The organism is Corynebacterium sp. LaCa_282 (assembly GCF_057198125.1).
In genome coordinates this window covers 2,076,457-2,092,113 of the sequence record NZ_CP191095.1, presented here as the reverse complement: position 1 = coordinate 2,092,113, position 15,657 = coordinate 2,076,457, and the positions used below count along the sequence as shown (strand labels likewise).

General features: G+C 58.2%; 11 protein-coding genes and 1 pseudogene. 8 read left to right on the top strand and 4 right to left on the bottom strand.

Annotated features, from left to right (window positions below; genetic code table 11):
• The first annotated feature begins 587 nt into the window (after positions 1–587).
• The 8 genes from ACP8KU_RS09830 to tuf all read left to right on the top strand — a co-directional run bounded on the left by ACP8KU_RS09830 (position 588) and on the right by tuf (position 9,122).
• Positions 588–1,202: an ECF transporter S component gene (locus tag ACP8KU_RS09830; RefSeq protein WP_023016726.1), complete on the top strand. Its 615-nt coding sequence runs from the start codon at positions 588–590 to the stop codon at positions 1,200–1,202.
• Between the two features lie 13 nt (positions 1,203–1,215).
• Positions 1,216–2,643, top strand: a complete 1,428-nt coding sequence (locus tag ACP8KU_RS09825; RefSeq protein WP_484483654.1) for an ABC transporter ATP-binding protein — start codon at positions 1,216–1,218, stop codon at positions 2,641–2,643.
• Entirely contained in the window at positions 2,636–3,406 is a 771-nt protein-coding gene (locus tag ACP8KU_RS09820) for an energy-coupling factor transporter transmembrane component T family protein (RefSeq protein ID WP_484483653.1), read from the top strand. Before ACP8KU_RS09825 ends, ACP8KU_RS09820 begins: the two co-directional genes overlap by 8 nt.
• Before the next feature lie 26 nt (positions 3,407–3,432).
• Complete coding sequence (locus ACP8KU_RS09815; protein WP_284899320.1) at positions 3,433–3,984, top strand: nucleoside/nucleotide kinase family protein; 552 nt, start codon at positions 3,433–3,435, stop codon at positions 3,982–3,984.
• Positions 3,985–4,247: 263 nt separating this feature from the next.
• Entirely contained in the window at positions 4,248–4,619 is a 372-nt protein-coding gene (gene rpsL / locus ACP8KU_RS09810; RefSeq protein ID WP_005276879.1) for a 30S ribosomal protein S12, read from the top strand.
• Between the two features lie 6 nt (positions 4,620–4,625).
• On the top strand, positions 4,626–5,093 hold the full coding sequence (gene rpsG, locus ACP8KU_RS09805) for a 30S ribosomal protein S7 (protein ID WP_005276881.1): 468 nt from the start codon (positions 4,626–4,628) through the stop codon (positions 5,091–5,093).
• A gap of 318 nt (positions 5,094–5,411) precedes the next feature.
• The gene (gene fusA / locus ACP8KU_RS09800; protein WP_023016729.1) at positions 5,412–7,541 is read left to right on the top strand and encodes an elongation factor G; all 2,130 of its coding nucleotides are present in this window, start codon (positions 5,412–5,414) and stop codon (positions 7,539–7,541) included.
• Positions 7,542–7,931: 390 nt separating this feature from the next.
• Entirely contained in the window at positions 7,932–9,122 is a 1,191-nt protein-coding gene (gene tuf / locus ACP8KU_RS09795; RefSeq protein ID WP_005276884.1) for an elongation factor Tu, read from the top strand.
• Positions 9,123–9,663: 541 nt separating this feature from the next.
• Here tuf and ACP8KU_RS09790 read toward each other — a convergent pair.
• The 4 genes and pseudogenes from ACP8KU_RS09790 to ACP8KU_RS09775 form a co-directional block, all read right to left on the bottom strand.
• The gene (locus ACP8KU_RS09790; RefSeq protein ID WP_237800705.1) at positions 9,664–11,370 is read right to left on the bottom strand and encodes an ABC transporter family substrate-binding protein; all 1,707 of its coding nucleotides are present in this window, start codon (positions 11,368–11,370) and stop codon (positions 9,664–9,666) included.
• A gap of 147 nt (positions 11,371–11,517) precedes the next feature.
• A complete protein-coding gene (locus ACP8KU_RS09785) occupies positions 11,518–13,401 on the bottom strand; it encodes an ABC transporter ATP-binding protein (RefSeq protein ID WP_484483652.1) in 1,884 nt (627 codons plus the stop codon).
• Positions 13,398–14,390: an ABC transporter permease gene (locus tag ACP8KU_RS09780; protein ID WP_023016732.1), complete on the bottom strand. Its 993-nt coding sequence runs from the start codon at positions 14,388–14,390 to the stop codon at positions 13,398–13,400. Before ACP8KU_RS09780 ends, ACP8KU_RS09785 begins: the two co-directional genes overlap by 4 nt.
• Positions 14,391–15,374: pseudogene (locus tag ACP8KU_RS09775) on the bottom strand (ABC transporter permease).
• Positions 15,375–15,657: the final 283 nt, after the last annotated feature.

The window sequence follows — 15,657 nt, the reverse complement described above, 5'->3', positions numbered from 1 at the left end:
CTATAAAGCGTGAGGGCTCGACCAGCATGATTTCCCATTTGGGTTAAATATTTTTCAGTGCGCTGTTCTCCCAACGTCTGTAGTACATGCTGTTCATGTCTGGATCCGTGCATTGCTTCGTCTTCCTCGGCATCGCGGATTAGGTGATCTTGTCATAGTGTGCTTTTTGGTCTATTCTCGGAATGGAGAGAGTGATATAGCCACCTAGGATCTTAATTCACTCCAGTAGGAAGGGCCACGTTCGAACACCGGTTACAAACCGAAGCATCGGACGGGGTCCTTTCGTTTTGAGAGCGTCTGATGGATTGTGTATAGGCTTCCCGTTACTGGGAGCCCAATTCGGCCGCCGAATTGGTTGTGAGGACCCGTATGCGTGCCTGCTAGTATGAGTAAAGCCTGTGGCCCAGATAAGTAAAAATGTGGGCCTTGGACTACTTGATTTAAAGCAATACACGGGAGCTTTCAGAATCTGTGGGCCCGCGGGCGCACAGGCCGCACAGGCACAGAAATGAAGGCTGAGATACTGCGATATGACGCGGTGAACCGTTGAACCTGATCCGGGTAATTCCGGCGAGAGGGAGGAAATAATGACTACTAATGCAGCTGCGTCCGCAGCACCAAAGCGCAATCTGAACTGGCGCGTGGTGGATATCGTGGTGGCATCCGTCTTGGGTGTTGCCTGTGGCTTCGTATTCTTGGGCTGGAATGCCGTGGGCTATGCCTGGTATGAGGCCATGGATGCGCTCACGCCGGGCCTTGGCGGTTTGGCCACGGGCATTTGGCTGTTGGGCGGCATCCTGGGTGGATTGGTCATCCGCAAGCCGGGTGCGGCAGTCTACGTGGAGGTCCTTGCCGCCACGGTGTCGGCCGTCTTGGGTTCGCAGTGGGGCATTAGCACCCTGTACTCGGGCCTGGCACAGGGCATTGGCGTGGAGATCATCTTCGCCATCTTCATGTACCGCCAGTTCAACCTTGGCGTGACCATCCTGGCCGGTATGGCAGCAGGCTGGGGCGCCTTTGTTCTAGAGCTGTTTACCTCCGGTAACCTCGCCAAGTCCTTCGAGTTCAATATGATCTACTTGGTTACCCTGACCATTTCCGGTGCCATCTTGGCCGGCGCCCTGGGCTTCTACCTAGTGAAGGCATTGGCTAAGACTGGTGCCCTTGACCGCTTTGCAGTAGGCCGCGAACAGCGCGTTTAGGGCCTAGACTGCCGTGACTGATTTTTCACGCTTAGCAGGAAACGCCACAAAAATCGCGGCCCGCGGCTACGGCTGGACCCACGCTGGGCGTTCCCAACCGGCGCTGCAGGACATAGACCTTGTCATCGAACCCGGTGAGAAGGTCTTGCTGTGCGGGGATTCCGGCTCCGGAAAGTCCACGCTTTTGGCGGCGATCGCCGGCGTCTTGGGCTCTGACGAAGAAGGCACGCGCACCGGCGAGATCACCTTGGAGGATTCTGCGGGCACGGTCGAAGAACCGGGCCGGACCATTCCGGTGGGTTTGGTTCTGCAGGATCCGGATTCGCAGGTTATCTCCGCGCGCGTGGGCGATGATGTCGCCTTTGGCTGCGAGAACTTAGCGTATCCGCGCGAGGAGATCTGGCGCAGGGTGCAACAGGCTCAAGAGCTGGTTGGCCCCTATGTGGACCTGGATTTTCCCACAGAGCACCTGTCCGGCGGGCAGAAGCAACGACTGGCACTGGCCGGGGTCATCGCCATGGGCGCGGGCGTGGTTCTATTGGATGAGCCCACCGCCAACCTGGACCCGGAAGGGGCGGGGGATGTGGTGAGGGCCGTCGGCAAGCTGGTAGAGCACACGGGTGCCACCTTGGTGGTGGTCGAGCACCAGCATGCGGCGTGGGAAAGCGTGCTGGACCGCGCGGTAGAACTGAAGGATGGACGCATTATTTCCGATGGTCCCTTTGCTGATGCCGCCGGCAAGCGCCAGGTCACCGGTCTTCCGCAGGCAAGGTCGCTAAAAAGCGATGCGCTCGATGAGTCCAACGCCGCGCTGTGGAGCAAGGATTTGGTAACCCGCTATGGGCCGCCGCGATCCATCTCCCTGCCGGCGGGGGCTTCGACCGTTATTACCGGCCGCAATGGCGTGGGAAAATCGACGTGGCTGATGACTATGGCGGGGCTACTTCCGGCCGAATCCGGGGAAATCGGGGTCGCTGACTTCATCCGCCGCGGCGTAAAGGGCCCGCCTTCCCGGTGGAAATCCCGCGAGTTGGCTGACCGCATTGGTTTCGTCTTCCAAAATCCAGAACACCAATTTGTCGCCCGCACCGTGGAAGAGGAATTGCGGGTCGCGCCCAAGGTCATGCGCGTTGATCCCCCAGAGAAACGCATCGCGCAGCTGGTGGAATCGCTGCGCTTGGGGCACTTGCTCAAGGCCAACCCGTTTACGCTATCCGGCGGCGAAAAGCGCCGGCTTTCTGTAGCAACGGCGCTGGTGACCGCCCCGGAGGTGCTGCTCTTGGACGAGCCAACCTTTGGCCAGGATCCCGGCACCTTTGTGGAGTTGGTGGGGCTGTTGCGCCAATTGGCCGATGACGGCACGACCATTGCCTCCATTACCCATGACCCGCTCTTTATAGAGGCCTTGGGCGATCACCAGGTGGAGGTGCGCGGTGCCTAATCTCTTGCGCAACGTCAACCCGCTGACCCGCATCTTCCTGATGTTCGTGTGGGTAACGCCGCTGCTTGCGTCCATCGACTGGGTATCGGCGGCCTTATCGTTGGGCCTGACGCTCATTTTGGCGCCTTTGTGTGGTGTTTCCTGGTTGCGGTTGTGGAAGGCCGGTTGGTTTTTATTCCTTATCGCCCCGCTGTCAGGCATCTCTATGCTGCTGTATGGCGCCCCCGGCGGAGAGGAGTATTTCACCTGGTGGCTGATTACGGTGACGGAAAATTCGGTCACCCTGGCCATCGCCATCACGCTGCGCGTGCTCGCGGTCGCGCTACCGACGGTGGTGCTCGCGCGGGATATCGATCCTACCGAGCTTGGTGATGCTCTCTCGCAGATTCTCCGCCTTCCCTCCCGCTTTGTCATCGGCGCCGTGGCAGGAGTGCGCATGATGACGCTGTTGAAATCGGATTGGCAATCGCTCGGCATGGCGCGCAGGGCCCGCGGCCTGACGGATGAGGGGCGCTTCAAGCACTTGCTCACGATGTCCTTTGGCCTATTGGTGATTGCCCTGCGCCGCGGCGGCAAGCTCGCGACGGCGATGGAAGCGCGCGGTTTTGGGCGCACCCCACCCGGAGGAGGGGAGCGGACCTGGGCCCGAGAATCCAGGCTGCACGCCCGTGATGGGTGGGTGATGGCCTGCGGCCTCGCCCTTGCTTGTGCACCGGTGGTAACTTCGGTACTTACTGGGGCCTGGAGATTCTTTGGCCTTTAATCCGCGAAAGCAGTGATTCAAGCACTATGGACATTGATGCCGAACAAGAGCGCCTCTTGGAGGACATCGTTAAGCTAGCAGCCTCGAGAAAGCGTGCGTTTAAACCCATCACGGTGCTTATCGATGGCCCCTCGGGCTCCGGCAAAACCTGGACAGCCGCCACCTTGGCGGATCGCACCAATTGGCGGGTGGTTCACCTCGATGAATTCTATCCCGGCTGGCATGGCTTGGAAAAGGGCTCCGAGATGGTGGGCGAGCAGGTCTTGCGCACCATGAATCCCGGCTATTGGCGCTGGGATTGGGAAGCCAATTGCCCCGGGGACTGGGCCAGCCTCGACGTGCGCGACGATCTCATCGTTGAGGGCGTCGGCTCCGTGACCGCGGACAATATCGCAGCCGCGAAAAAGCGCGGCGCGGTAGTAACCGTGCGCATCGATGGCCCCCGCGAGCAGCGCTATGAGCGCGCGATTGCGCGCGAGCCGGCCTATGAGAAATGGTTTAGCACCTGGGAAGAGCAGGAGAAATCCTACTTTTCTGATAAGGCCGCAGAGCCGGACCTGACGTGGGAGTGGGAGTAGCCCCTCCGCGCCGCCGGCAGGACGGACTACCGGTTTTGTGTTCATAGCGCTGGCTTTGCTAGTCTTATCCCTAGTTCACTATGTACTGCGCACCCTGTGTGAATATGGCGCGCAAAGAACATGGTGAAAAGTCTGATCCTTAACAAGGCGCCCGCCTTGGGAAGAGTTCTGGACATGCGGAAGCGCCCCGGGAAAGAGCGCCTATTTTTGCATGTTTGGTTCCCTTCTTGAGAAGTGGTGCAATTCGACAGAAAGACTGTTTAATGCCAACTATTCAACAGCTGGTCCGCAAGGGCCGCCAGACCAAGCGCAAAGAGGTCTCTACCGCTGCGCTGAAGGGTTCCCCGCAGCGCCGTGGCGTGTGCACCCGCGTGTACACCACCACCCCGAAGAAGCCGAACTCCGCTCTTCGTAAGGTTGCTCGTGTGCGCCTTACCAGCGGCATCGAGGTTTCGGCCTACATCCCAGGTGAGGGCCACAACCTGCAGGAGCACTCCATGGTCCTCGTTCGCGGCGGCCGTGTGAAGGACCTTCCAGGTGTTCGTTACAAGATCATCCGTGGCTCCCTGGATGCCCAGGGTGTCAAGGACCGTAAGCAGGCTCGTTCCCGTTACGGCGCAAAGAAGGGACAGTAATAAACAATGCGTAAGAATGCTGCTCCGAAGCGTCCTGTAGTAAAGGACCCGGTATACAACTCCGAGCAGGTAAGCATGCTCGTCAACAAGATCCTCCAGGATGGCAAGAAATCCACCGCAGAGCGCATCGTCTACGGCGCACTTGAGGCTTGCCGTGAGAAGACCGGCACCGATCCGGTTGGCACCCTGGAAAAGGCGCTGGGCAACATCCGCCCGGACCTCGAGGTTCGTTCCCGCCGCGTGGGTGGCGCTACCTACCAGGTGCCGGTTGAGGTCCGTCCGGACCGCGCCAACACCTTGGCACTGCGCTGGATGGTGACCTTCACCCGTCAGCGCCGCGAGAACTCCATGATCGAGCGTCTCGCCAACGAGATCCTGGATGCCTCCAACGGCCTCGGTGCTTCCGTCAAGCGTCGTGAGGATACCCACAAGATGGCTGAGGCTAACCGCGCCTTCGCTCACTACCGCTGGTAATTTTTCAGCACCTTCATCAATGGCCTAAGCAACGAGAAACGAGTTTCGCGCTGATTTCCGGGTTCCCGGCGGCGACACAAAACTTCATATCTCTTGCTTGGGCCATTTTGGTGGCACAGGGTGTGATTTAGTCCAGCACAGCTGGGCTAGTCCAGCGCATTCGCTTTGTGTCCAGTACACTGAAGCGATGGAAGTCTAGGAGCCGCTGGGCACCTAGCACGGCCACACAATGGCAAACTTTTCAAGAACTTATCCATGCAGGCGTCTTAGCCAGGTTTCTGGTCACGGCGTCGACGACTATTAAGTTGGGGTATAAACGTGGCACAAGAAGTGCTCAAGGATCTGAACAAGGTCCGCAACATTGGCATCATGGCCCACATCGATGCTGGTAAGACGACCACCACCGAGCGTATTCTCTTCTACACCGGTATCAACCGTAAGGTGGGCGAGACCCACGACGGTGCATCCACCACTGACTGGATGGCACAGGAAAAGGAACGCGGCATCACCATTACCTCGGCTGCCGTGACCTGTTTCTGGAACAACAACCAGATCAACATCATTGACACCCCGGGTCACGTTGACTTCACCGTTGAGGTTGAGCGCTCCCTGCGTGTCCTCGATGGCGCCGTCGCCGTCTTCGACGGTAAGGAAGGTGTGGAGCCACAGTCCGAGCAGGTGTGGCGCCAGGCTGCTAAGTACGACGTTCCGCGTATCTGCTTCGTCAACAAGATGGACAAGCTGGGCGCAGACTTCTACTACACCGTTGACACCATCGTTGAGCGCCTGGGCGCTAAGCCGCTCGTTATGCAGCTGCCTATCGGCGCTGAGGATGACTTCGACGGCGTTGTTGACCTGCTGAACATGCAGGCCATCACCTGGCGCGGCAAGGTCGAGACCGGTGCAGAGCCAACCTACGAGGAGATCCCTGAGGACCTCAAGGAAAAGGCTGAGCAGTACCGCGAGCAGCTGGTTGAGGCCGTTGCAGAGTCTGACGAAGAACTCATGGAGAAGTACTTCGGCGGCGAAGAGCTTTCCATCGACGAGCTGAAGGCCGGCATCCGCAAGCTGACCATCAACTCTGAGATTTACCCGGTCTACTGTGGTACCGCTTACCGCAACAAGGGTGTCCAGCCACTGCTGGATGCTGTTGTGGACTTCCTGCCTAACCCGCTGGACGTGGGCGAGGTTATCGGCCACGCTGTGGGCGATGAGGACCAGCAGCTTACCCGTAAGCCTTCCGTTGAGTCTTCCTTCTCCGCACTGTCCTTCAAGATTGCAGCTCACCCGTTCTTCGGTCAGCTCAACTTCGTGCGCGTGTACTCCGGCCAGGTCACCCCTGGTACCGAGGTCATGAACTCCACCAAGGGCAAGAAGGAGCGCATCGGTAAGCTCTTCCAGATGCACGCCAACAAGGAGAACCCGGTGGAGCAGGCTGACGCCGGCAACATCTACGCCGTTGTTGGTCTGAAGGAAACCACCACCGGTGACACCCTGTGTGACAAGAATGACCAGATCATTCTTGAGTCCATGGACTTCCCGGACCCGGTTATCAAGGTCTCCATCGAGCCGAAGACCAAGGCCGACCAGGAGAAGCTGGGTAACGCCATCCAGAAGCTCGCTGCCGAGGACCCAACCTTCACCGTTGAGCTGGATGATGAGACTGGCCAGACCGTCATCGGCGGTATGGGCGAGCTCCACCTCGACGTGCTGGTTGACCGCATGAAGCGCGAGTTCAAGGTCGAGGCAAACATCGGTAACCCACAGGTTGCTTACCGCGAGACCATTCGCCGCAAGGTGGAGTCCATCGACTACACCCACAAGAAGCAGACTGGTGGTTCCGGTCAGTTCGCAAAGGTTATCTGCACCATCGAGCCGTACAACCCGGACCCAGAGACCTTGGAAGAGGGCGAGTCCGCAACCTACGCTTTCGAGAACGCCGTGACCGGTGGCCGCGTGCCGAAGGAATACATCCCTTCCGTCGATGCTGGTATCCAGGACGCAATGCAGTACGGCTACCTGGCTGGCTTCCCGATGGTCAACATCAAGGCAACGCTGGAAGACGGCGCTTACCACGACGTTGACTCCTCTGAGATGGCCTTCAAGCTGGCCGGCTCCCAGGTATTCAAGGAAGCTATGGCCAAGGCAAAGCCGGTTCTGTTGGAGCCAATGATGGCCGTTGAGGTTGTTACCCCTGAGGAGTACATGGGTACCGTTAACGGTGACATCTCCTCCCGTCGTGGTCAGGTCTTCGCCATGGAAGACCGCTCCGGTGCCAAGGTCGTCAAGGCTAAGGTTCCGCTGTCTGAGATGTTCGGCTACATCGGTGACCTGCGTTCTTCCACCGCAGGCCGCGCTAACTTCACCATGGTCTTCGACTCCTACGCTGAGGTTCCTTCCTCCGTGGCTCAGGAGATCATCGAAGAGCGCACCGGCGGCGCTAATTAATAGCGACGCCCCGCCCGTTCAGCGGTGGCTAAGGGCTGGTAGTCTCTGCCAGTAGATGCCAGCCTCACCGCTAAATGTGGCAACTGGGCCAGGGTAGCGGCGGGCTGAGTTTGCAGCTAAAACCATTGGTTGTGAATTGAGCCGGCCGTTACCCTCCCAGGATCCTTTATTTGAGACTCTTGTTGAGGGAAATGGCCGCGAAGATACGCGGGGTTACCTCCTATAATGGCGGTTTGAAAAAACCGCGGGATAAATCTAGGATCGTGTAACTGGCACGTAAAGAAAGCGTCATTAGCGCTTTGTCCCTGAATATGGGTCAGGTGCCAATGACAACTGTCAACCACGTGGCTGCGAAGGTCGTAGCCACCATATAGTCCAGGAGGACATACAGTGGCAAAGGAGAAGTTCGAGCGTACGAAGCCGCATGTGAACATCGGCACCATCGGACACGTCGACCACGGCAAGACCACCACCACCGCAGCGATCACCAAGGTTCTGGCTGACCAGTACCCTGAGGAGAACCAGGCATTCGCGTTCGACATGATCGACAAGGCTCCTGAGGAGAAGGAGCGCGGTATTACCATTAACATCTCCCACGTGGAGTACTCCACCCCGAAGCGTCACTACGCACACGTTGACGCCCCGGGCCACGCCGACTACATCAAGAACATGATTACCGGCGCGGCTCAGATGGACGGCGCTATCCTGGTTGTTGCTGCAACCGATGGCCCGATGCCGCAGACCCGCGAGCACGTTCTGCTTGCTCGCCAGGTTGGCGTTCCTTACATCCTCGTTGCACTGAACAAGTGCGACATGGTTGATGATGAGGAAATCATCGAGCTCGTGGAGATGGAGATCTCCGAGCTGCTCGCAGAGCAGGACTACGATGAGGAAGCTCCTATCGTTCACATCTCCGCTCTGAAGGCACTCGAGGGTGACGAGAAGTGGGTACAGTCCATCGTTGACCTGATGGATGCCTGCGACAACTCCATCCCTGACCCGGAGCGCGCTACCGATCAGCCGTTCCTGATGCCTATCGAGGACATCTTCACCATTACCGGCCGCGGTACCGTTGTTACCGGCCGTGTTGAGCGTGGTCGTCTGAACGTCAACGAGGACGTTGAGATCATCGGTATCCAGGAGAAGTCCCAGAACACCACCGTTACCGGTATCGAGATGTTCCGCAAGATGATGGACTACACCGAGGCTGGCGACAACTGTGGTCTGCTTCTGCGTGGTACCAAGCGTGAGGACGTTGAGCGTGGTCAGGTTGTTATCAAGCCGGGCGCTTACACCCCTCACACCAAGTTCGAGGGTTCCGTCTACGTCCTGAAGAAGGAAGAGGGCGGCCGCCACACCCCGTTCATGAACAACTACCGTCCTCAGTTCTACTTCCGCACCACCGACGTTACCGGTGTTGTGAACCTGCCTGAGGGCACCGAGATGGTTATGCCTGGCGACAACGTTGAGATGTCCGTTGAGCTCATCCAGCCTGTTGCTATGGACGAGGGCCTGCGCTTCGCTATCCGCGAGGGCTCCCGCACCGTCGGCGCTGGCCGCGTTACCAAGGTTCTCGACTAATCGAGGCTTCGTAACCGCTCAGTAGAGCTTTAAGAGTCCGCTGCACCGCATACCGGTGTGGCGGACTTTTTTGATCCCTACTCGCGCCTTGAGTTGGAGAGGTCGCTGGCTACAGGCAGTGCTGGTGCTTTAGTGGCTTTTTCTGCACTCCGAGGGAACTGTAGGGCCAGCTTAAGACTACTCACGCCGCTAGAGGCCTGAATGCAGCGATATGGCTGTGCCAGGGTGGAGGCCATCTCGGAGGCCTTTAGCTGCAGGCGCCATTGGCGCGGGCCGCTCCTAGGTAGGAGTCGCAATGTGTTTGCTCTAGGGCACCCGTGTAGTAGCGAGTCCGATAAGCTGCCGGACGGTCTGCGCTGACGGCTAATGGGCCGCCAACGCGAGCCAGTCTCGCTGCCCACGCCTGGGCAGCGAGTTTGTCCCCTTAAGTTGGGTCCTGTTGGGGGTTAGCAGGGTCCAAACACACCCAAACACAAAGGAAGGCCTTCCATTACCTGCAGGCAGGTAGTGGAAGGCCTTTACCTAGTGAGGGAAGTAGTTATTACTTCTCCCAGCCGATGTTTTCCTTAGGAATAACGGCGAACCCGAGGGCACCCATGTTGGCGATACCCTTCTTCAGGCCGACCATCACTGGGCCGTTAGCGTACGGAAGCAGGCCGTACTCTGCGAAAGCTTCGGACTCGAGCTCGTTGATTCGCTCGATTTGCTCATCGCGGGTCGGCAGCTTCTGCATCTCTTCGATCTTTTTGTCAAACTCTTCGGTACCGGTAGAAGACTTGTTCAGGGTCGAGTCGCTAGCGTAAGTCTGGCCGAAGTATGCTGCGCCGAATGGGTCACTTGCAGCGAAGCCGGAGAGCAAGAGGTCGAAGTCGCGCTCGCTGGTGATCTTGGAGAAGTCAGAGCTTGGGCGTTCCTCAATCTTCAGCTCGATGCCGGCGTCCTTGAGCATCTTCTGGACGGCGGTAGCAGTGGACTTGGAGACCTCGTCATCGCCGATAAGGACGTAGCGCAGGGAAAGCTTGTCGCCGTCCTTGGCGTAGTAGCCGTCATCGCCCTCAGAATAGCCGGCGCCTTCCAGCAGGCTCTTGGCCTCTTCAACGTCGTACTTAAGAACCTCAGAAAGATTGTCCTTGTAGTCTTCCTGGGTTGGGTAGAGGGTCAAGGAGCCAGGCATTTCCTCTTCATAGCCCAGGCCGTTGTAGCGGATTTCTGCGAGCTGGTCGCGGTCGATGGCTGCAAAGACTGCGTGGCGAACATCCTTATCAGCTAGCTGTGGGGCCTTGGAGTTTAGGGTGAACAGGACGCTGGCCGGGCGGGTGGCTGCGCGGACGTCGATGGAATCGCCCATGTCTGCGGCGATGGTGAGGTTGTTCTTGCTGCCCACACCGGCGGCGTCTATTTCGCCAGCCTGGAAAGCGTTGATGGTTGCCTGGGACTCCATCACGCGGTAGCTGACCTTGTCCAGCTTTGGCTCATCGCCCCACCACTTTTCGTTAGGTACGAAGGACACGGTGCCGCCGCGGAAGTCGGCGTTTTCCACCTTGAATGGGCCCGCACCGTACTGTGGATTGAGCTTGCCCAGGTACTCTTGGTCAAACTTCTCGGCGGTATCGATCGCTGGGTGCAGGATGTCGTTGAAAAGTCCCTGCCACCATGGGTATGGGCTCTCGAAGGTGACCACGGCTTCCTTGTCGCTTTCACCCTTCTCCACGGATTCGATTAACTCGTAACCGTCGGTGGAATTGACCTGGACGTCCATGTCCTTGCCGTTATTGAAACGCCAGGTGTTCTCGAAAGCGGTCCAGTCAATGGGGGTGCCATCATTGAAGGTGGCGTCGTCGTTGATGTCATAGGTCACGACGGTCTTATCGCCTTCGGTGGACTCATCTACCGAATCCAAGTAAGCGGGGTTCGGGGTGTAGTTACCTTCGCCGTCAAAGAGCGCCATTTGCGGGTTGTACCAGCTCCATACGGTGCGGGTATCCGTGGTCATATTGGCGTGGAAGCTGTTTTGCTGTTCAGTCAGCTCGCCAAGGGCGAGGGTCAGCTCACCGCCGTCCTTAATCTCATCGCGGTCTTTTTCGTTGTAGTCACCGGTCGGCTTGACGTCGATCTCTAGACCACCGACTGCCTTATTGGAGGAACCGTTACCGTCGCCATCGTCAGAACTCGAGCAGGCGGTGAGTGCGAGTGCCGTGGCGGAGAGAGTGGCAACCGTTGCTATACGGAAGCGACCGAACTTTTTCATGGGGATTACTCCTTGCGTGAGATGAAGATGAAGTTGGCATAAACGGAGAGTGAAGTAACCGCAAACTCCAACTGTGTGAATAACTATACAATATTCAAATTTGTGTCCGCAATCACTTTAGGAAAAGAAGGCGGGGCTAGGGGGTAGCTAGGCCCGAGACTTTTCCCTGCGTGCGCGGGCAACCTTGGGATCCGGATTCGGGATGGCATCCAGAAGTTTCTTGGTGTAGTCGTCCTGTGGGTTATCGAAAATCTCATCCGTCGAACCGGACTCAACAAACTTGCCCTTGTACATGACCGCAACGCGGTCCGAGAGGTGGCGCACAACGGAAAGGTCGTGGGCAACGAAGAGATAGGACAGGCCCAGCTTTCGCTTCAGGTCCTCGAGCAGGTTAATGACACCCGCCTGGATGGAGACGTCCAAGGCGGAGACTGGCTCATCCAGCACGAGAACCGAAGGACGCGTGGCTAGGGCGCGCGCCAACCCGATTCGCTGGCGCTGGCCGCCAGAAAAGTGGCTAGGGAAGCGGTCCAGCTGCGAGGAATCGAGGCCGACCAGGTTCATGAGCTCATTCACGCGGGCATCGACGTCGCCGTCATAGCCTAAGGAATTGAGCGGTTCCGCAATTACCTCGCGAACGGTCAGGCGAGGATTTAGCGAGCTCATCGGATCTTGGAAGACGATCTGGATGTCTTTGCGGGCCTCGCGGCGCTCGGAGCTGCTCATGCCATTGGCGTCCTTACCGTTGAGGACCACGGCACCGTTTTCTGGGTCCAAGTCCATGATCTCCAGCAGGGTAGTGGTCTTACCGCAGCCGGACTCGCCGACGATGGCCAGGCACTCGCCTTCGCGGATATCGAAGGTAATGCCGTCCACGGCCTTGACAGTACCCACCTTGCGCTTAATCAACGCGCCCTTGGTCAGCGGGAACTGCTTGCGCAGTTCGTTCACAGCGAGGGTAGTCTTGCGGTCCTCGCGGGGAACGTCGGCCAAGACGTCATCGGAAAGCAGCGGCGGCTTGAACATCAGCTCGCCGTCAATTTTGCGGTCGTGGATCTCCGGCGCGCGCAGGCAGGCGCTGCGGTGGGAGGTGGACTCGTCCTTGAGTGGAAGCAGGTCTGGCTCGCCGGAAAGGCAAGCCTGTTGTGCGACGGGGCAGCGCGGGGCGAATTGGCAACGGTCCTTGAGGTCCACCAAGACCGGCGGGTTGCCCTCGATGGGGGTGAGCGGCTCCGAGGCCGAGGCATCGGGGCGCGGGGTGGAACCGAGCAGGCCCACGGTATAGGGCATGCGCGGGTTAGAGAAGATGGTATCGACGTCGCCGTGCTCTACCGGCTGGCCGGCGTACATGACCATGACATCATCGGCGGTTTCTGCCACCACACCCATATCGTGGGTAATCATGATGGTGGCGGCGCCGGTCTCGCGCTGGGCCAGCCGGATGACGTCCAGGATCTGGGCCTGGATGGTGACGTCGAGGGCCGTCGTCGGCTCATCGGCAATGAGTACGCGCGGGTTATTCGCGATAGCAATGGCGATGACCACGCGCTGGCGCATACCGCCGGAAAACTCGTGCGGGAAGGACTTTAAGCGCAGGTGGGGCTCGGGGATGCCCACGAGATCTAGTAGTTCGGTGGCTTGCTTCAACGCCTGCTTCTTACCGATGTCCTGGTGGGCCTGGATGGCCTCCACCAGCTGCGAGCCAATATCGAAAACCGGGGTCAACGCGGAAAGGGGATCCTGGAAGATCATGCCGATGCCATTTCCGCGGATGCTCGACATTTCCTTATCAGAAAGCCCGAGGAGCTCTCGGCCATCGAATTTCACGGAGCCTTCTACCTTGGCGTATTCCGGCAGCAGGCCCATGATGGACATGGAGGTCACGGACTTACCGGAGCCGGATTCGCCGACGATGCCCAGGGTGCGGCCCGGGTGCAGGTCAAAGCTGACACCGCGCACCGCAGAGACGGTACCTGCTTCAGAAGGAAAGCTGACGCGTAAGTCATTGACGGACAAGATAGGCGAAGTCATAGTTTACCTCCGGAATTGGAGTTGGGATCGAGTGCGTCGCGCAGACCATCGCCAATAAATGCCATGGAGACGGTCAGCAGCGTCAAGGTAGCGGCGGGGAAGTAGAACTGCCATGGGGCGGATTGCAGGGAGGCGGTGCCGCCCTGCAGCAAGGTACCGAGGGAGACATCGGGAAGCTTCACGCCCAAGCCCAGGAAGGACAGGGCGGTCTCAGAGCCCACGGTGCCCACCACGCCGAAGACGAACTGGATGATAAGCAGCGAACCAATATTGGGAATGACGTGGCGGATGATGGTGCGCATCTTGGATACGCCCATGTAGCTTGCGGCGCGGACATAGTCCTGCTCGCGGACGGTAAGGGCCAAGGACCAAATCACACGGGCCTGGTACATCCAGCCGAAGGCGATAAGGACGACCATCAAAAGCTTCCAGTCTCCGCCGGAGTCTGCCACCACGAGGGCGATGAGCAGGAAGGTGGGAATGGACAGCAGGAAGTGGATAACGGCGAGGACGGCCTTTTCCGCGATTCCGCCCCACAGGGCTGCGGCACAGCCGATGAATGCGGAGATAACCAACGTGGCAAAGGACACCACGATGGCGATGGTTAGGGACCTGCCAAGGCCGTGGATGGTTTGGGCATAAAGGTCATTGCCGGAATCGTTGGTACCGAACCAATGCTCGGAGCTCGGTGGCTCAGACAGGGCGAGGAAGTCCGGTTCCGTGTAGTCCCACTGGGCAAAGAAATTGCCAAAAAGGGCGGCGAAGATGAGAAAGCCCAGGATGAAAACACCGACGGTGGCTAGCTTGTTGCGGAAGAAGCGGCGGACGTACAGCTTGTACCGGGAAGTACCGCGGGGAACCTCCGGCAGCGTGGCCATGCGCTCGGCTTCCTCATTGCTTAAAGGATCCTCGGAGACGACCTCGGTACGCGTAGAAACCTCGCCACGGGGCTGTTTCTTGGACATCTTTGGTTCTTTGGGATTTGTCATTTAGCTCACCCTTACTCGTGGATCCAAGGCGACAACAACGAGGTCTGCCAGGACGGCGGACACGGCCGTCATCGCGGCACCGAATGCCGCCACGGCTACCGCGCCATTGATGTCATTCTTACTTATGGTCTGGATGAAGTACTGGCCCATACCATTCCAGCCGAAGATGCGCTCCGTCATCACGGCACCGGTGAAGATGCCGGGCACGGAGAAGGCGACGGACGTTGCCACCGGAATGATGGAGGTGCGCAGCGCGTGCTTGCGGATGGCCTGCTGGCGGGTAAGTCCCTTTGCACGTGCGGTGCGGACATAATCCGCATCGAGGTTATCGAGCAGCAGCGTGCGCTGAGTCATGTGGTAGCTGGCGTAGCTGATGATCACCAGGGAAATCGTGGGCAAGATGAGGTGCTGCGCGGAGTCCAAGAGCTTGGGGAAGAATCCCTCGACCCCCAAGGACTTAGAGCCGACGACGTAGAAAATCTTCTTGCCGGTCAAATCGTTGATCTCCAGGGCGGCCCAGACGACGGCGATGGAGGCAACAACCACGTGGGTATTCATTGCAATGATGGAAATTCCCTGCCACACGCGGTCACCGGTCTTGTACTGGCGGGAGGCGGTGTATACACCAACGGCCACACCGATGACGATGGACAGGATGGTGGCCAGCAAGAGCAGCTGTGCGGATACCCAGATGCGGTAGCTGATCTCTTCGTTAACCATCTCACCGACCGGAGATTGTCCCCAGTCCCACTTCGTGAGGATATTGGTCAGCCAAGTCCATCAGCGCTCCAGGAGCGGGGTTTCTGGGCTGAGGTTATAAGGCTCGAGGAGGTTATTGATTTCCTCATCTGAAAGTGGTGGACGGCGCTCGGTGTAGTTCGAACGCGGGTCCAAAAACGAGGCCGCCAAGAAATAAGCCAAGTTAGTGGCTAAAAAGATCATGAGTAACCAGCCCAAGATCTTTTTGATCAAATACTTTGTCATGGGGAAATTCTCCGTGCGCGGTTAAGCAGGAAACAGTGCGAATAAATATGAAGCCAACGATGGAGTCGTTGTATGTGACCAATCTAATAAGATATAAGCGAGCGCACAATTCACGTAGCCCCGTGATGTACATCGCCAATCAAACGACAGGTATTTTTTCAGTGTAGACGCTTAGGGCCTTAAAAAGAAAAATGGGATTCAGCTGCAGATTTAAAAACCTGAATTGTTCAACAGTTATAGGGAACGCTTACCTGAAAATAAGTGAAAACGGGGGTAACCAATC

Coding starts and splice junctions, on each gene's coding strand:
- rpsG (WP_005276881.1), top strand. CDS start 4,626: ATGCGTAAGAATGCTGCTCCGAAGCGTCCTGTAGTAAAGGACCCGGTA.
- rpsL (WP_005276879.1), top strand. CDS start 4,248: ATGCCAACTATTCAACAGCTGGTCCGCAAGGGCCGCCAGACCAAGCGC.
- ACP8KU_RS09780 (WP_023016732.1), bottom strand. CDS start 14,390: ATGACAAATCCCAAAGAACCAAAGATGTCCAAGAAACAGCCCCGTGGC.
- ACP8KU_RS09830 (WP_023016726.1), top strand. CDS start 588: ATGACTACTAATGCAGCTGCGTCCGCAGCACCAAAGCGCAATCTGAAC.
- ACP8KU_RS09785 (WP_484483652.1), bottom strand. CDS start 13,401: ATGACTTCGCCTATCTTGTCCGTCAATGACTTACGCGTCAGCTTTCCT.
- ACP8KU_RS09815 (WP_284899320.1), top strand. CDS start 3,433: ATGGACATTGATGCCGAACAAGAGCGCCTCTTGGAGGACATCGTTAAG.
- ACP8KU_RS09790 (WP_237800705.1), bottom strand. CDS start 11,370: ATGAAAAAGTTCGGTCGCTTCCGTATAGCAACGGTTGCCACTCTCTCC.